17 protein-coding genes and 2 pseudogenes are annotated in these 14,888 nt (G+C 70.1%); 6 read left to right on the forward strand and 13 right to left on the reverse strand.

Translation table 11 applies throughout. The annotated features are described in order from the left end of the window. The first annotated feature begins 158 nt into the window (after positions 1–158). Complete coding sequence (locus ACFRMQ_RS12035) at positions 159–1,862, forward strand: protein kinase (RefSeq protein WP_380729723.1); 1,704 nt, start codon at positions 159–161, stop codon at positions 1,860–1,862. Positions 1,863–2,024: 162 nt separating this feature from the next. Here ACFRMQ_RS12035 and argJ read toward each other — a convergent pair whose 3' ends face one another. The 5 genes from argJ to ACFRMQ_RS12060 all read right to left on the reverse strand — a co-directional run bounded on the left by argJ (position 2,025) and on the right by ACFRMQ_RS12060 (position 6,018). Continuing rightward, positions 2,025–3,179 carry a bifunctional glutamate N-acetyltransferase/amino-acid acetyltransferase ArgJ gene (argJ, locus tag ACFRMQ_RS12040; protein WP_380729725.1) on the reverse strand — a complete coding sequence of 385 codons (1,155 nt, stop codon included), beginning with the start codon at positions 3,177–3,179 and terminating at the stop codon, positions 2,025–2,027. A 224-nt stretch (positions 3,180–3,403) separates the two neighbouring features. Next, complete coding sequence (locus tag ACFRMQ_RS12045) at positions 3,404–4,054, reverse strand: hypothetical protein (RefSeq protein WP_380729727.1); 651 nt, start codon at positions 4,052–4,054, stop codon at positions 3,404–3,406. An 88-nt stretch (positions 4,055–4,142) separates the two neighbouring features. Continuing rightward, complete coding sequence (locus tag ACFRMQ_RS12050) at positions 4,143–4,301, reverse strand: hypothetical protein (protein WP_380700243.1); 159 nt, start codon at positions 4,299–4,301, stop codon at positions 4,143–4,145. A gap of 125 nt (positions 4,302–4,426) precedes the next feature. Next, positions 4,427–5,269 carry a helix-turn-helix domain-containing protein gene (locus tag ACFRMQ_RS12055; RefSeq protein ID WP_380729729.1) on the reverse strand — a complete coding sequence of 281 codons (843 nt, stop codon included), beginning with the start codon at positions 5,267–5,269 and terminating at the stop codon, positions 4,427–4,429. Further along, positions 5,266–6,018, reverse strand: coding sequence for a DUF6879 family protein (locus tag ACFRMQ_RS12060; RefSeq protein ID WP_380729731.1), 753 nt, complete (start codon positions 6,016–6,018; stop codon positions 5,266–5,268). Before ACFRMQ_RS12060 ends, ACFRMQ_RS12055 begins: the two co-directional genes overlap by 4 nt. Positions 6,019–6,154: 136 nt before the next feature. Here ACFRMQ_RS12060 and ACFRMQ_RS12065 point away from each other — a divergent pair. Then, positions 6,155–6,383: pseudogene (locus ACFRMQ_RS12065) on the forward strand (DUF6879 family protein). Positions 6,384–6,450: 67 nt separating this feature from the next. Here the strand turns inward: ACFRMQ_RS12065 and ACFRMQ_RS12070 are convergent. Together ACFRMQ_RS12070 and ACFRMQ_RS12075 are read right to left on the reverse strand one after the other, a co-directional pair. After that, positions 6,451–7,334 (reverse strand): annotated as a pseudogene (locus ACFRMQ_RS12070) (Scr1 family TA system antitoxin-like transcriptional regulator). Further along, on the reverse strand, positions 7,324–7,521 hold the full coding sequence (locus ACFRMQ_RS12075) for a hypothetical protein (protein ID WP_380729733.1): 198 nt from the start codon (positions 7,519–7,521) through the stop codon (positions 7,324–7,326). The pseudogene ACFRMQ_RS12070 and the gene ACFRMQ_RS12075 overlap by 11 nt, the downstream one beginning before the upstream one ends. Positions 7,522–7,948: 427 nt before the next feature. On the opposite strand from ACFRMQ_RS12075, the gene ACFRMQ_RS12080 reads away from it, so the two are divergent. Continuing rightward, a complete protein-coding gene (locus ACFRMQ_RS12080; protein WP_380729735.1) occupies positions 7,949–8,518 on the forward strand; it encodes a DUF3291 domain-containing protein in 570 nt (189 codons plus the stop codon). An 80-nt stretch (positions 8,519–8,598) separates the two neighbouring features. On the opposite strand, the gene ACFRMQ_RS12085 is transcribed toward ACFRMQ_RS12080, so the two are convergent. From ACFRMQ_RS12085 to ACFRMQ_RS12095, 3 genes are all read right to left on the reverse strand, one after another. Next, positions 8,599–8,790 (reverse strand): DUF397 domain-containing protein, encoded by a 192-nt coding sequence (locus ACFRMQ_RS12085; RefSeq protein ID WP_380729737.1) that lies wholly within the window; start codon positions 8,788–8,790, stop codon positions 8,599–8,601. 63 nt (positions 8,791–8,853) lie between these two features. Continuing rightward, the gene (locus ACFRMQ_RS12090) at positions 8,854–9,045 is read right to left on the reverse strand and encodes a DUF397 domain-containing protein (RefSeq protein WP_380729739.1); all 192 of its coding nucleotides are present in this window, start codon (positions 9,043–9,045) and stop codon (positions 8,854–8,856) included. A gap of 11 nt (positions 9,046–9,056) precedes the next feature. Continuing rightward, entirely contained in the window at positions 9,057–9,905 is an 849-nt protein-coding gene (locus ACFRMQ_RS12095; protein WP_380729741.1) for a helix-turn-helix domain-containing protein, read from the reverse strand. 244 nt (positions 9,906–10,149) lie between these two features. Here ACFRMQ_RS12095 and ACFRMQ_RS12100 point away from each other — a divergent pair, with 244 nt between their 5' ends. Next, the gene (locus ACFRMQ_RS12100) at positions 10,150–10,518 is read left to right on the forward strand and encodes an ATP-binding protein (protein ID WP_380729743.1); all 369 of its coding nucleotides are present in this window, start codon (positions 10,150–10,152) and stop codon (positions 10,516–10,518) included. After that, on the forward strand, positions 10,515–10,769 hold the full coding sequence (locus ACFRMQ_RS12105) for a hypothetical protein (RefSeq protein WP_380729745.1): 255 nt from the start codon (positions 10,515–10,517) through the stop codon (positions 10,767–10,769). The genes ACFRMQ_RS12100 and ACFRMQ_RS12105 overlap by 4 nt, the downstream gene beginning before the upstream one ends. A 253-nt stretch (positions 10,770–11,022) precedes the next feature. On the opposite strand, the gene pcaD is transcribed toward ACFRMQ_RS12105, so the two are convergent. Continuing rightward, a complete protein-coding gene (pcaD, locus tag ACFRMQ_RS12110) occupies positions 11,023–11,829 on the reverse strand; it encodes a 3-oxoadipate enol-lactonase (protein WP_380729747.1) in 807 nt (268 codons plus the stop codon). Between the two features lie 105 nt (positions 11,830–11,934). Between pcaD and ACFRMQ_RS12115 the strand changes: the two genes are divergently transcribed. After that, the gene (locus ACFRMQ_RS12115; protein WP_380729749.1) at positions 11,935–12,876 is read left to right on the forward strand and encodes a LysR family transcriptional regulator; all 942 of its coding nucleotides are present in this window, start codon (positions 11,935–11,937) and stop codon (positions 12,874–12,876) included. A gap of 99 nt (positions 12,877–12,975) precedes the next feature. Here ACFRMQ_RS12115 and ACFRMQ_RS12120 read toward each other — a convergent pair whose 3' ends face one another. After that, the gene (locus ACFRMQ_RS12120; RefSeq protein ID WP_380729751.1) at positions 12,976–13,620 is read right to left on the reverse strand and encodes a response regulator; all 645 of its coding nucleotides are present in this window, start codon (positions 13,618–13,620) and stop codon (positions 12,976–12,978) included. Next, entirely contained in the window at positions 13,617–14,873 is a 1,257-nt protein-coding gene (locus ACFRMQ_RS12125; RefSeq protein ID WP_380729753.1) for a sensor histidine kinase, read from the reverse strand. Before ACFRMQ_RS12125 ends, ACFRMQ_RS12120 begins: the two co-directional genes overlap by 4 nt. Positions 14,874–14,888 lie beyond the last annotated feature (15 nt).

The following is a 14,888-nucleotide window of genomic DNA, read 5'->3' on the forward strand; positions in this document are numbered from 1 at the left end:
GGGACCGCTGCCCGGTCCCCCGACCGCCACCTCGCGCCACCTCCCGCCCCCGGCGGACCCGTTCGGACCCGTCCGGACCCGTCCGGCGGTGCGGCTATCGTGCACGGGTGCACGAGGCGGCCCGGGACCCCGGGCAGGGCACGTGAGGGGAGCTCCAGGTGATCGGACGGGCGCTGAACGGGCGTTACGAACTCGTCGGGATACTCGGCGTCGGCGGTATGGCGACCGTCTGGCGCGGGGTGGACCGGGTGCTGGGCCGTCAGGTGGCCGTCAAGGTGCTCAACGGCGGTCTCGCCGACGACCCCCGCTTCGCCGAGCGCTTCAGCCGGGAGGCCCAGCACGCGGCCATGCTGGTGCACCCGAGGATCGTCATGGTCTTCGACTCGGGCGTGGACCAGGGCACCCCGTTCATCGTCATGGAACTGGTCAACGGCCGTTCGCTGGCCGCACTGCTGGCGGAGCGCCAGGCGCTGCCGGTCGAGCGCGCGGTCGGCATCGCGGCGGCGGTCTGCGAGGCGCTGGCCGTCGCCCACGCGGCGGGGCTGGTGCACCGGGACATCAAGCCCGGGAACATCATGATCACCGACGACGGCGGGGTGAAGGTCGTCGACTTCGGCATCGCCCGGGCCGGTTCCTCCAGCAACCTGACCCAGACCGCGAGCGTGCTCGGCACGGCCGCCTACCTCTCGCCCGAGCAGGCCACCGCCTCGGCGCTGGACGGGCGGACCGACCTGTACGCGGTCGGCTGCGTGCTGACCGAGATGCTCACCGGCGCGACCCCGTTCACCGCCGAGACCCCGGTGGCGATCGCCTTCAAGCACGTCAGCGAGCTGCCGCCGCCGCCCTCCGCCCGCCGTCCGGGCCTGCCGCCGGCGCTGGACGCGGCGGTGCTGCGGCTGCTGGCCAAGAACCCGGCCGACCGCCCGGCCGACGCGGCCGCGGCCCGGGCCGAACTGCTCGGCACGGTGCCGGGGCTGGTGGTCGGCGACCCGACGGCGGAGCTGCTCGCGACCACCGCCGGGGCGGCCACCCGGTTCCTCCCGCCGGTGCCGTTCGCGCCCTTGCCGGACCAGCCGGTGTCCTACGCGCCCTCGCCGGACCAGCAGCACACCACCCTGCTGCCGCCCCAGCCCCCGGCCGGGCCCTACGCCGCCTCGCCGGGCCGGCCGGTGCCGTTCGCGCCCTCGCCGGACCAACAGCACACCACCCTGCTGCCGCCCCAGCCTCCGGCCGCCACCTCGGTGATGGCGCCGATCCCCGTCCCTGCCGCCGTCCCCGTCCATGCCGTCCCCGTCCATGCCGCCTCCGCGCCCGCCCGGCCCGGCCGCCGGAAGCCCCTGGTGCTCGGCGCGCTGGGCGTGGCGGGCCTGGCCGGCGTCGCCGCGCTGGCCCTCACCGCCTTCGACGAGCCGGCCGACGGCACGCCCGCCGCCAAACCGGCCGCGGCCACCGCCCCGGCCGTGACCCCCACCCCGGCCCCCACCACGCCGGCGCCGAGCGGCACCACCCCCGCCGCGTCCCCCACCGCCCCGTCGCTGCCCCCGACCGCGACCCAGCCGGTGCCGCGCAACCAGTCGGCGGCGCTCCAGCTCCAGTCCTTCCGGCAGGCGGTGGCCCAGGCCCACATCGGCAAGGAGCGGGACCGGCAGATGGACCTGCTGAGGGTCCTCGACACCAGCTCCGCCCGGCTCAACGAGGGGGACCCGGACGCGGCCGCGCAAGAGCTCAGGAACGCCCAGAAGGTGATCAAGGACCTGGGCAAGAAGCACGCCGTCGACGCCCCGACGTACGCCAACTGGAACGCCCGCCTCTCGGCCCTGTACGCGACCCTGCACACCACCGCCGACTTCCAGGACGACTGACGGCCGGGCGGTTCGCGCGCCTTGCCGCCGGTGTGGACGTCTTGCCGCCGCCGTGGACGTCCAGGACGGGGCCGAGGTGTTCGCGCCGGAGCGGGCGCTGTCCACAGCTTGTGGACAGCGTTGTGCGTCGCACCGGCCGGGGCGTGCCGTGGGGCGGCCGGCTCAGCTGGTGTAGTCGGCGTTGATCTTCACGTAGCCCTCGGTGAGGTCGCAGCCGTAGACGGTGAACGCGCCCTCGCCGATGCCGAGGTCCACCCGGATGACCACCTCGTCGTCGGCCAGGTACCGCGCGGCCCGCTCCAGCAGGGCGTCGCTCGGCTCCTCCGGGTGCATCGGGAGGTCGCCGAAGGAGATCCGGACGCGGGGCGGCTCGATGTCGGTCTCGTCCTCCAGCTTGCCGATGGCCATCGCGATCCGGCCCCAGTTCGGGTCGGCTCCGTGCACGGCCGTCTTCACCAGCGGCGAGTTGACCACGCTCTTGCCGACCCGCTTGGCCTGGGCGTCGTCGCGGGCCCCGGTGACCTGAACCTCGATCAGCTTGCCGGCGCCCTCGCCGTCCGAGGCGATGTCGCGGACCAGGTGCAGCGCGACGGTGTGCAGCGCCCGCTCGAACTCGGCGAGGTCGACGGGGCCGGCCAGGCCGTTGGCGAAGATCGCGGCGGTGTCGCTGGTGGAGGTGTCGGTGTCGATGCTCAGGGCGTTGAACGTCCGGTCCGTCACGCGCCGGAACAGGGCGTCGAGTTCGGCGGCCGGGATGTCGGCGTCGGTGAAGAAGAAGGTCAGCAGGGTGGCCATGTTCGGCTCGATCATGCCGACGCCCTTGGCGATGCCGGTGAGGACCGCGTCGCCGACCGTCACGCTGAGGTGCTTCGGGCGGGTGTCGGTCGTCATGATGGCCGCGGCCGCCGCCGGGCAGTCCGCCTCGGGGAACGGCCAGGACAGCTCGTCGAGCCCGGCCCGGATGCTCTCCATCGGGTAGGGGCGGCCGATCACGCCGGTCGAACCGATGACCAGCTCCTCGGGGTCGATGCCGACGATCTCGGCGACCCTGCGGCGGACCTCGGCGGCGTTGTCCGCGCCCGCTTTGCCGGTGGCCACGTTGGCGTTCCGGGAAAGCACGACCATGCCGCGGCTCTGCTGCCGGGGCGCCGCCTCACGGCTGAGGACGACGCTCGGCCCGGCGAAGCGCGAGCGGGTGAAGACGGCGGCGGAGCGGGCGGGCACCTCGGAGACGACGACCGCGAAGTCGTCCTCGATGTCCTTGAGTCCCATGTTCCTGGTCACGCCGCGGAATCCCCTGGGGGCCGTGATCGCCATGGTTCACATTCCTTCTCGGTGAATGAACATTCCGACCACCGTACATTCAAGCAGCTTGGGTGACAACGGCCTCGGGTGTTTCCAGCCATTCGGCGGTCATCGCGCAACGGCACGCACCGCGCACTGCATAAATATGCAATCTGATGGGAGGTGAGGGGCCGCCGCGTCCGCCCGCGGGGACCTGCCGGGAGCAGGAAGTCGGCCCGCCCGACTTCCTGCTCCGCTCACTTCGGCTTCGACGGGCTGTCCAACCAGACCGTCTCGCCGTCGGGCGTCACGGTGAGCCCGAACCGGTCGAAGCCGGGGTGCCCCTGGCCGCGCCACCAGCGGTGCGCGGCCGCCACCTCGTCCCAGAGCGCGCGCGGGCCGGACTGCACCACCCCGAAGGACGTCCGGCCGGGCTCCCAGTCGACGGTGGCCCAGGACGTGACGGCCGTGTCGTGCAGCCACAGCGTGTACGAGCCGTCGGCGTACCGCTCGACCAGCGGGAACGCGTCCGGCACCCGGGTGCCCACGGCGAACATGGCCGGCCACCCGCCGACCTCCTCCGGAGACAGGGACGTCGTCGACTTCGCTCCGTCCGCCGGCCACGGCCCCGACAGGTACGCCAGGCTGCCCGGCCGCTCGACCCGCTGGCGGCGCAGCCGCATGAACGCCGACGACCCGACGAACCGCCCGCTCGCCGTCCCGTCCTCGCCGACCGTGAGCCGGGCCACCGCCTCCCCGCCGTACTCCGGCGCCCACGGTACGACGATCACGGCGCCCGGCCGGGCCTGCGCGACCCAGTCGTAGGGCACCCGCCGCACCGAACAGGTCGCGATGACGCGATCGAAGGGCGCGCCGTCGGGGCAGCCCTCCGCCCCGTCTCCCACCACGAGCCGGGGCGCGCACCCGGCCCGCGCGAGCCGGAGGCGTGCGGCGGCCGGCCCGGCCGGCCTCCGCTTCGTGCTGCTCGCTCATCCCTCAGCGGCCGTCCGCCGGCCCACGGCCGTCCGAGGAGTTCCCACCCTCGTCACTGCCGCCGCCACCGTGCTTGTTGCCGCTGTTGGAGTCGTCCTGCTGGCCGCCACCCTTGCCGTCGCCCTGGCCGCCGCCGTGCTTTCCGCTGTCGAGCATGGGCATGTGTGTTCCCCTTCGCTTGGTGGTCAACTCACTTGCTGAGGACGAAGCTAAGGGAGTCGGCGTCGGCGAAGAGCGCGCGATTCCCGACTATTCGAGCCGCCGGGAGCGTGGTTCGCGGAGATTCCTCAGACGTCGCCGAGAGCCCTGCGGCAGCGCGTGATGACCCGGTGGGCGTCCGCGCCGTAGACGGCGGTGTCGGCAAGGGTGTCCCACACGCGCTGGTACAACGCGACGTTGTCCGGCTGGTCGAGCCACAGCTCGGCGTGCCAGTCCTCCACGATGACGAGCCGGTCATCGTGGATCCAGAAGCCGTTGGCCGGAGACAACTTGAGCGACGCCTCGAACGGCACGATGCCGAGCGAAACGGTGTCCAGACCGATCGCACCGCTCAGCCGGTCGAGCTGCGCGGCCATCACGGCGGGAGGGCACACCAGGGCGCGCAGGGCCGCCTCCCACATGACGATGTGGTACTTCTTGCCCGGCCGGTACAGGCTCTCCTGCCGCCGGATGCGGGCTCGAACGGCATCCTCTATGTCACGCGGCGACTGGTGGAGGTCGACGAACGCGCTGAAGATGTGCCGGGCGTAATCGGGTGTCTGGAATATTCCGGCGATCATGGCACCCTCCCACGCGTGCACGACCGCCGTGCGGTCGTGTTCGGCGGTTAGCGTGTCCTGTACCGGTTTGTGTCCGGCGGCCAACTGCCGTCGCCAGGAGCGAGTTCCTGACTCGAAGGCGCGTAGTCTGGCCGACAGTTCGGCTGCGGCTTGGGGTTGCCCGACACCATCGGCCCATGATTTGAGGTCGTCATGGGTGGCCGTCTGCCGACCGGTCTCCAGCTTGCTGACCTTGGATTGCGTCCAGCCCAGCCGGTCGGCCAGTTGTCGCCCTGTGAAACCGCCCTCGGCGCGCAGCTCACGGAGCCGCAGGCCGAGGGCGATTCTGGCTTGCTGGAAGTCGGTGCTCACATGTCGGACGGTACCCCAGCGCGGAATTCGCCGTGCGGGACGGCGTAGTGCCAGGCAGCGTCCCGCTCTTGGCAGGCGCGGGCCACCTTCACCGGGTCGGTGATCACCTCGATCTCGGTGACATTGTCCTCGGCGTCGAAGTGCAGCAGGGCGATCACGCGCGAGTCGAACAGCCAGGCATCCTCGGCCGGGAGGCCGAGCCGGTCGGCGTCGGCACGCCAGAGGTAACGGATGTCCTCGCCCACCTTGCCGTTCCGCTCGGCGTTCTGGAGCAGGTAGCGCTGGCCCATGGTGGGCGGATTGTCCATGATCCGCACCCGCTCGAACCGCTTGCCCAGAGCCGACTGCTCGCGCCGCGTGCGGCACCACGGGTGGTCCAGGTCCCATTCGGGATCCAACCCGGCCACGAACCGACGGTAGTCCTCGGACTCTTCGTCGGAGCGGTACTGGCGGCGGGTCTCCAGCCGGAACGCCGTGTGCTGGCAGGTCGTGAACATCTCTTCGAACTCGTCCCAGCTGATCAGCACGCGCTCTCGGTTCACGTCTCGCGGCGCGAAGTCCGTGAGTAGCACGCGCGGCACAGTCACGAACCCTTCACCGGGCTTGATGTCGCGGAACTGGGTGATCTCGTCGGGGTCGGTCACGAGGTCGCCCTGCACGACGACGTTCCCGGTCTCCATGTCCTCGTAGAGAGTGGGGCAACCGTTGTGTCCCGAGTTGCTCCCGATGTACCGCAGTCGTCGGCTCACAGCCGTTCCCTTCGTGGGGCGGTCAGGTTGACTCAGAATGCCCGGAGAACCACGCGGAGTGAGCGCAGATTCTCGAATATTCTCCTGAGGCGACTGTGGGCCCTCGTTTGTGGTGGCCAGCGAGGACATCCGGTACATGTGGCGCTCGGACGCCGAAGCTTCGGGGCTGGCCGGGCTGTCGGACTTCTGGCTCTTCGACTCCCGCACGGTTGCGCGCTTCCACTTCGAAGGGGAGCGCACCAGTCGGCATGGAGCTGGTCACAGACCCGCTGGAGGTCCTCCTCGCCTGCCAGGCCCGTGATGCCGCCTGGCACCACGCAGTGCGCTACGCGGAGTTCCGGACTCAGGCGGACCTCTCGCTCTGAGTCCGCTGGAGTTCGGCGGAGCAGGAAGTCGGCCCGCCCGATTTCCTGCTCCGGGGGCGAGGCGGGTCTACTCGGCGAATTCGGGTTCAGGCAGGAAGGCGTGAGCGAGCGGCCGAGATTCACCGCGAAAGCGGTCCGCCCATTCATTCAGTTTGCGGCGGGCGTCATCATCCCAGAGTGAATATCCTTCAAGGGTTCGAAACTCGTCCAGGTATTCCCGGATGTCCCTGGGGTCGCGAAAGACGAGTGCGCCCGTGGAGACTTCCACGGTGGCGAGCGACTCGTCGTAGACCGTGAAGACGTTCAGTGGTGCCCATGGCATGTGGCCGGCCAGGGGGATGACTCCCATCCGGACATTCGGCAAGCGGGAGAGGGACACCAGTCGATCGAGTTGCATGGCCATGGCCTGTCCCGGAAGGAGCGGCCAGAGGCAGGCCTGCTCGGTCAGGACGAAGGTGAAGTGCTTGGCGGTCTCGTAGAGGACTGCCTGCCGCTCCAGCTTCTTGGAGATGGCCTTCGTGTGGTCGCCGGGGAACGGGGCGAGGCTGGCTCGGATGTACTCGGGGTCGCGAGCAGTCCTGTGACCATGGTCGGTAGGAAGTACCTGAGAGCCGTAGATGTTCGTTCGAGCGTCGCGAGCTCGACCTGCTTCTTGTCCAGCCCCTTCCGGCGCAGGGTCCTGGTGTCCTGCCACTCCGTGTTCGCGATGCGAGCGAGCGCGGTCACGTGCGCGACCAGTTCCGGTGGAGTCGAAAGTGCGCGCAGGATCAGTTCGACGTCGACGAGTGACGGCGTGACCTTGCCGGTCTCGATCTTGGAGATCTTGGACTGCGACATGTTGACACGCCGAGCGAGCTGGACCCCGGAGAGTCCAGCTCGCTTGCGAAGCTCTTGAAGGATCGCCGCCAGGTCGGAATTGGATTGACCCAGCTCCTGTGGATCAAGTGCCAATGCTTCGCACGTACTCCTCGAAAGGCACCGATCCCGCGAGGGCGATCCGCTGGTGTTCGATGAACGGGTTGATGTCGCCCTCGAACACGGCGTGGTAGATGTTGGGACAGTGGTTCTGACTGCACTCTCCCGAGCCGCTGCCGTTGCCCGTGTTGGTCAGTCGCGTGAGACCCGACTTGGCGTCCATCTCAACCCCTTAGGAGTGCGGCCCTGATGGGCCGTCGACGGGACCACGCTAGAGAGCTGGTGGGCGGCTGTCCACGAAGGAGGGGTCGTATTCCCGTATCGGATTAAAGATCAAGGTGGAATCGCGCTCGCGACAAGGGGAGCTGCCCGCAAGGGGGTTTAGGGCCAGCCAGGAGGAGTGGTGTTCGCGTGGGAAGTCGGGCGGGCCGACTTCCCACGCGCCCAGCGGCCGAGCTTGGGCAAGAAGCCATGTAGGCAGGGGAATTGCAACTTCGACATCGCCCGCGGAGGCGGCTACCTTCACCTGGTCATCGGCGATCGCCCACGGTCGCACGGGGATTTCTTCAGGCTGAGCCGCCCGTGACGGGATGAGCCGGTCATGCCCCGAACCGGTCCACACCAGGCACCCTCACATCAGGGAGAGACGCATGCCCCATCTCGCGCTGTACACATTCGGTGTCCTGAAGTCGGCTCTCGCCGATCCCGCACCGCTCACGCGCGAACTCCACGAGAGCGGCGAGGCGATCTACCGGAAGATCAGCCGGCACCCCGGGTACCTCGCCCATGCCAAAGCGGCAGAAGGCGCCCGGGGCAGCCACTTCGACCTGGACTGGGGAGCGTGGGGCGAGTTCGCCGTACCGGCCTGGTACGGCAAGGGCCGTACGGCGGACAGCACCGCCCTGGCCGCGACCCTTTCACTCTGGACCGATCTGATTTCCGCCTTCGACGCCATCTACACCGGCGCGCACCGTGAGGCGCTGAACAGGCGCTACGACTGGTTCGAGAGGACAGGACGCCCAAGTCACGTGTTCTGGTGGGTCAACGATGGCGTGATACCCACCTGGCAGGACGGGGTCTCCAGGCTGGAACACCTGCACGAGCACGGCGTTGCGCCGCAGGCCTTCGCCTTCCACCATGCGTTCGCCCCGGACGGAACTCCGCTCAGGACCAAGGGAATCGGGCCGGAGGGCGGCCAGGGACACCGGCATGGAAGCTGAACGCCGGTCCGACAAAGCGCGGTGGCGTCCGCGCAGGAAGTCGGGCGGGCCGACTTCCTGCGCGAGGGACTGCTGGGGGTTCAGGCGTGGTGGTCGAATTCGCCGGCCTTGACGCCGTGGAGGAGCGAGGCGAGGACGGCGGGGTTGGTGCGGAGGGCGAGGTGGCCTTCGTCGGACTCCCGGAGTTCGAGCAGGCTGTCGGCCGTGCGGATCTCCACGCAGTCGCCGCCGTTGCCGCTGAAGGATGACTTCTGCCACTCGGTGTTTGCCATGTGGGGCCCTTCGGGTTTTGGTCTGCCTAGGAAGTCGGGCGGGCCGACTTCCTAGGCAGGGGTTCAGGCGTGGTGGTCGAACTCGCCGGCCTTGACGCCGTGGAGGAGCGAGGCCAGGGCGGCGGGGGTGGTGCGGAGGGCGAGGTGGCCTTCGTCGGACTCCCGGAGTTCGAGCAGGCTGCCCACGGTGCGGACCTCTACACAGTTTTCGACGTTGCCGCTGAATGAGGACTTCTGCCACTCGGTGCTGGTCATGTCGGGCCCTTTCACAGGTTTCGCGCGATCTTGCGAATCGCGTCGCGGGATTCATCCTCGCTCAGCGCTGTTGCTTCGGTGCGTTCGAAGATGGCCCTGTAGCTGGTCAGCTCGCTGACGGCGTCAAGGTATTCGGGACCGTGCGAAGACTCCCGCTCAACGGTGTCGAGTTCAGGAACCGTGCCGAACGCGTACGTGAGGTTCTCGGCAGGCCCGGGGAAGGTCTCGATGTCGAATGGCACCACTCGGATGGTCATCCACGGCAGCTCGGAGTCTTCGAGCAGGGACGTGAGCTGTTCCTTGAGGATCGGCGTGCCGCCGAACCGCGTCCACAGCACTGATTCATAGATGAAGAAGGTCAGGGGCTTGGGATTGCGGCGCAGATCGGCCTTGCGTTGCATCCTGAACTCGGTGCGGGCATCCAGCTCGTGTTGAGGCAGCGGAGGGAACACGCGCCCGAAGACGGCTGAGGCGTAGTTGAGGGTCTGGCACGGGCCGGGCATGTGAGTGAGAAGCCACAGCATGAGTTCGCGGGAGGTCTTCTCGAACTCTGCGTTCTCAAGGACGCCGTCCGGGACAGTGCCTCGATACTTCTCCCACCAGCCCTTGGAACGGTCCCGGACCATGGCTTCCAGGGCCTCGATCAAGGGCTGGTTCATGCACTTGCAGGCTGCCGCGAAGGATCGGAGCCGGTCCACGTTGACGCTGGTCTTTCCGCTCTCCATCTGCGTGACCTGGGCAGGGCTCACTCCAAGTGCGCGAGCGAGTTGGCTGCCTCCGAGGCCGGCTTGCTCGCGCATCTTCCGCAGCTCGGCACCCAGGCGGCGCTGACGAAGGGTTGGGTTCTGGCGACCAGGCATGGTGCCAGTCTGCCTTGCCGGCGCTCAATGGGGCCATCTGTCCCTCGGGAGGGGGAACTTCGGCCGAACAACCTAAAATTAAGTAGTTCCTGCGCTATGGTCGATCTCACATAGACCCGACGGATCGTCAGTAATGCCTGCCAGTAGGCGCCGCAGAGCAGCCGCGTCCCCTTCCGACCGGCCTGGCTCACGGCGACACGTGTTCCGCCGGATCCTCCCCACTCACGCCTCGGGAGAACTCCCCATGCGTCACATCAATACCCCCACCCTCGCCATCGCGCGTCACACCCTCCACGCCACCATGACCCGCATCGGCTGGCCGCCCGCCGTCATCTCCGACGCGCAGCTCGCCCTCGTCGAACTCCTGGTCAACGCCTGGCGCCACGCCGATACCCCGGCCCCGCTCGTCGGCATCATCTCCGACAACGGCAACCTCCGGGTCTCCGTCACCGACGAGAGCCCGGTCCTGCCCTCCACCCCGCCGCTGTCCCTCCTCGCCGAGTCCGGCCGGGGCCTCCAGCTCGTCGCCGGCCTCACCCACCGCTGGGGCGTCGACCCCCACGACCAGGCGAAATCCGTCTGGTTCGAGCTGGACGGGGTGGCTCGCCGATGACCAGCAGCCGTTTCCCGATGCTGCCGACCGATCCCCGCATCCGGAACTACACCGACGACCACATCCGCACGCTCCTCGCGGAAGTCCAGGAGCGGGGACGGAAGCACGGGCTGATCTTCCCCTCCGCCGACACCGACCAGACCATCGACGGTCGCGTCCTTGTCCGCTTCAACACCGCTCCCGCCTCAACCCTCCTCAACCTCCTCGTCCTCCTCCTCGACATCGAGGCCGCCGAGCGCGACACCGCCTGACCGACGACCGGCACCGCGCGGCGGGTCACGTGCACAGGCCCGCCGTGCCGGCCGGCCGGACAGCCCGGGTCGGCCCTGGCCGCCGCCTCGGATCCTCCGTTCCACGCCTGGAGATGGCTACCGCGCCGCGATCGCCGCCGGCAGCACGTCGGTCGGAGGCGGCGTCGCTTCCGGGTCGACGAGTGGCGCGTTGCCGTCACCGACTTCCGGGACTGCGGGAAGGGATGTCCGACGCGACGCAGTGGCCGTCACGTCAAGGCCGCTCCCCGAGGAAGGTCACGACGGCGTCCACGAATTCCGCCGGGCGTTCGACGTTCGCCATGTGCACCGTGGGCAGGAGGGTGAACCGCGCGCCGGGGATGGTGGCGGCGAGTTCCTTCCCGTGGGCGGCGGAGGTGACGGTGTCGTGCTCGCCCGCGATGACCAGTGTCGGGTTGCCGATGAGCGCAGCCGTGCGGCGCAGGTCGGAGTCGCGTACCGCAGCCCAGCTCCCGGCCACGCCCTCACGTTGTGTGGCGAGCAATGTGCGGCGGAAGCCCTCGACGACCTCGTCGCCCTCTTCCAGCATGTGGGCCGGGAACCAGTTGTGCAGGAACATGTCCGTGGTGGCCTGCATGTCGGGGGCGTCCAGCAGTTCGGCGATCGGCCGGTCCCACTGGTTCGCCGGGCCGAGGTGCGCGGCGGTGTTGGAGAGCACGAGGCGGTCGACCCGCTCCGGAACGTGGATCCCCAGCCACTGCGCCACGATTCCGCCAAGGGACAGGCCCAGTACGTGTGTTCGTCGCAGGCCCAGCGCGTCCAGCAGCTCCACCACGTCGCGCCCCAGCCGGTCCAGTGAGTACGGACCGCTCGGGACGTCGGAGGCGCCGTGGCCGCGCGCGTCGTAGCGCAGCAGCCGGAAGTGTTCGGTGAGAGCCGGCACCTGTCCGTCCCACATGTGGAGGTCGGTTCCGATCGAGTTCGAGAGCAGCAGCACCGGCTTGTCCTCGTCACCGTCGAAGCGGTAGGCGATGCGGACGCCATCGCCGGTGGTGATGGCGGTACGGGCCTGAGAAGTCATGTCAACTCCAGTGATCCAGCGGCTGATGCGATGCGCTCAGCCTATGAACGCCGCCTGCCGAGTGCTATGACAAAGATTGGAAGAAGCCTGTAGGTTCTCTGGACAATGTCCGACTTCACGCTCCACGAGTTGCGGTGTTTCGACGCCGTCGTGCGCGACGGCGGCTTCCAGGCGGCCGCAGAGCGGCTGCACCGTTCACATCCGTCGGTCTTCGCGGCGGTGGCCAAGCTTGAGCGCCAGTTGGGCCTGAACCTGCTGGACCGCTCGGGCTATCGGGTGCGCCTCACCGAGGCGGGGCAGGCCTTTCACCGCAAGGTGCGCTTCCTGCTGCACGAGACCGAGGAGTTGCGGACCTACGCCGCGCAGCTGGCGATGGGCGAGGAGGCCGAGCTGCGCGTGGTGCTCGGAGACCTGTGCCCGCTGCCGCCGGTGCTGGCGCTGCTCAGCCGCTTCTTCGCGCAATGCCCGCAGACGCGTCTGCACCTGCAGTTCGAAACGGTGACCGGCCCCTGGGAGCGGCTGTTGGACGACGAAGCCGACCTCATCGTGCACCGCGTCCCCAAGAGCGACGTGCGGATGGAGTGGGTCGATCTCGGCCGCGTCGCGTTGGTGCCCGTCGTGGCGCCCGGTTTCCTGCCCTTCCCCCCGGACACCGACATCACACCGCAGAGAATGCAGGCCTTCACTCAATGCGTGGTCCGGGATTCGGCGCGGCACCCGTCCGAGCAAGGCCATTTCCTGGTCGAGGGCGCGCCCCGGTGCTCCGTGCCGGACCACCTCATGAAGAAGGAGCTGATCCTGCACGGCATGGCATGGGGACACCTGCCGCGATTCATGATCGAGCCGGAGTTGCGTGACGGAAGCCTGCTTTCCATCGCCGGACGGCACTTCCCCGGTGTGGTCGAGGAGCTCTCGGCGGCTCGTCGGCGCGATCGGCCACACGGCCCGGTCGCCGACCAGCTGTGGGACTTCCTGGCCCGCCACGCACCAGTGCTACCGCCGCTGCTGGGCCGGGTACCCGGGACGAAGGAGGAGTCGATCCGCTAGACACCGGTTGAGGCGTCAGGTGACTGTCGGCGGCGGGTTCCCGGAACTCCCGCCCGGCCTGTTCCACCAGGGCTCCGTCCGCCTGCCGGACTGCTCCGCTCAGGCCAGTCCCCGCTGGATGGCCAGCACCGCGAGCCGCACCCGGTTGGGGCTGCCGGTCTTGGTCATCAGGTTCGACACGTGGGTCTTCACCGTGGTCACGCCCAGGTGCATCCGTCCGGCGATCTCCGCGTTCGAGAGCCCGTCCGCGAGGTGCCGCAGCACCTCGCTCTCCCGCCCGGTGAACCGGGTCTCCGGGGTGGCCCGGCGTTCGGCCCCGGCCCAGTCCTCGGCCGCCCGGGCCACCACTCGCCGCAGTACCGCCGGGCTGTACGGGCTCTCGCCGGCCGCCGCCCGCCGGACGGCGTCCAGGACGGCGCCCGGTTCGACGTCCTTGGCGAGGAAGCCGCAGGCCCCGGCGGCCAGGGCGGGGTAGAGGCGGTCGTCGTCGTCGAAGGTGGTCAGCACCACGATCCGGGTCGAGGGATTCCGGGTCAGCACCGAGGCCGTGGCCGCGATGCCGTCCGTTCCCGGCATGTGGAGGTCCATCAGCACCACGTCCGGGCGCAGCCGGGCGGCGAGCTCGACCGCCTGGGCGCCTCCCGCCGCCTCCCCGGCCACCACCAGGTCGTCCGTGGACTCGACGAGCATCCGCACCCCGGCCCGGACGAGTTGCTGGTCGTCGACGATCAGCACGCTGGTCATCGCACGGCCCCCAGCGGGCGGGAGCTTCCCAGCGGCCAGGAGGCGGCCAGCCGCCAGCCGTCCGGCACCGGACCGGCTTCGATCGTCCCGCCGACCAGCGCCACCCGCTCCCGCATGCCCAGCAGCCCGTGCCCGCCGCCCGAGACACCCTCACCGTCCCTGACGCTGTTCTCCAACTCCAGCTCCACGTTCCCGTTCTCCGTCGTCGCCCGCAGCCGGACCCGCGCCTGTGGGCCGGCGTGCTTCACCACGTTGGCCAGCCCCTCCTGGACCAGCCGCAGTACCGTCAGTCCGCCGACGGCGTCCAGTTCGCCGAGCCGGCCGCCGATCACCGCGTCGATCCGCAGCCCGGCCGCCCGGGAGCGCTCCACCACTCCGGCGACGGCGGCCGGCAGGTCGGTGGTCTCGGCGAGCAGCGGCGCGAGCTGCCCGGCGTCGGGCTCGCGCAGCGCGGTGAGCAGCCGGCGCAGGTCGGCGAGGGCGGCGGTGGCCCCGGCGTGGACGTCGTCCAGGACGGCGGTGAGCCGGGGGTCGGCGTCCGGCAGGACGTGCCGGGCGACGCCGACCCGCAGCACGGTGGAGGCCAGGTGGTGGGCGACCATGTCGTGCAGCTCGCGGGCGATCGCCGCGCGCTCGCCCATCCGGGCGCCCCACTCGGCGAGGTCCCGGCTGCGTTCGGCCTCCCGGGCGCGTTCCTCGGCCGCCCACCGCACCCGTTCGGCGGCGCGGAGGTACCCGGCCAGCAGCACCGGAACGCCGCCGAACAGGGCCGTCCGGTAGAGCGCGGTGGGGACGGACGGCCAGGCGTGCGCCAGTTCCGCGCCCAGCAGCACGGCTTCCGCGCAGCCCAGCCCGATCCAGCCCGCCACCGCCGCCCGGTCCCACCGCCGTACGGCCAGGTCGAAGAAGGCCGCTGCCACACCGACCTTCACCTCCACCTGGACGGCGTGCGCCACGGCCGGCACGGTCAGCGCGCACTGCCCGAGCGCCACCGCGAGCGGCCGGAGCCCGCTAAGCCCGCCGAGCCTGCCGAGCCCGCCGAGCCTGCCGAGCCTGCCGAGCCCGCCAAGCCTGCCGAGCCCGCCAAGCCCGCCAAGCCCGCCCAGCGCGGCAAGCAGCAGCGCGGCCACGGCGACGGCCCACTCCGCCGCCGTCAGCGTCTCCGGACGGCCCGCGAGCAGCAGGTACCCCAGCCCGGAGGCGATCAGCGCGGGCCGCAGCAGCCGCGCGCCCCTCCACGTCGTTCCCCACACCCCGCCGACCCTGAA

The sequence above is a fragment of the Kitasatospora sp. NPDC056783 genome (assembly GCF_042789895.1).
Classification (GTDB): domain Bacteria; phylum Actinomycetota; class Actinomycetes; order Streptomycetales; family Streptomycetaceae; genus Kitasatospora.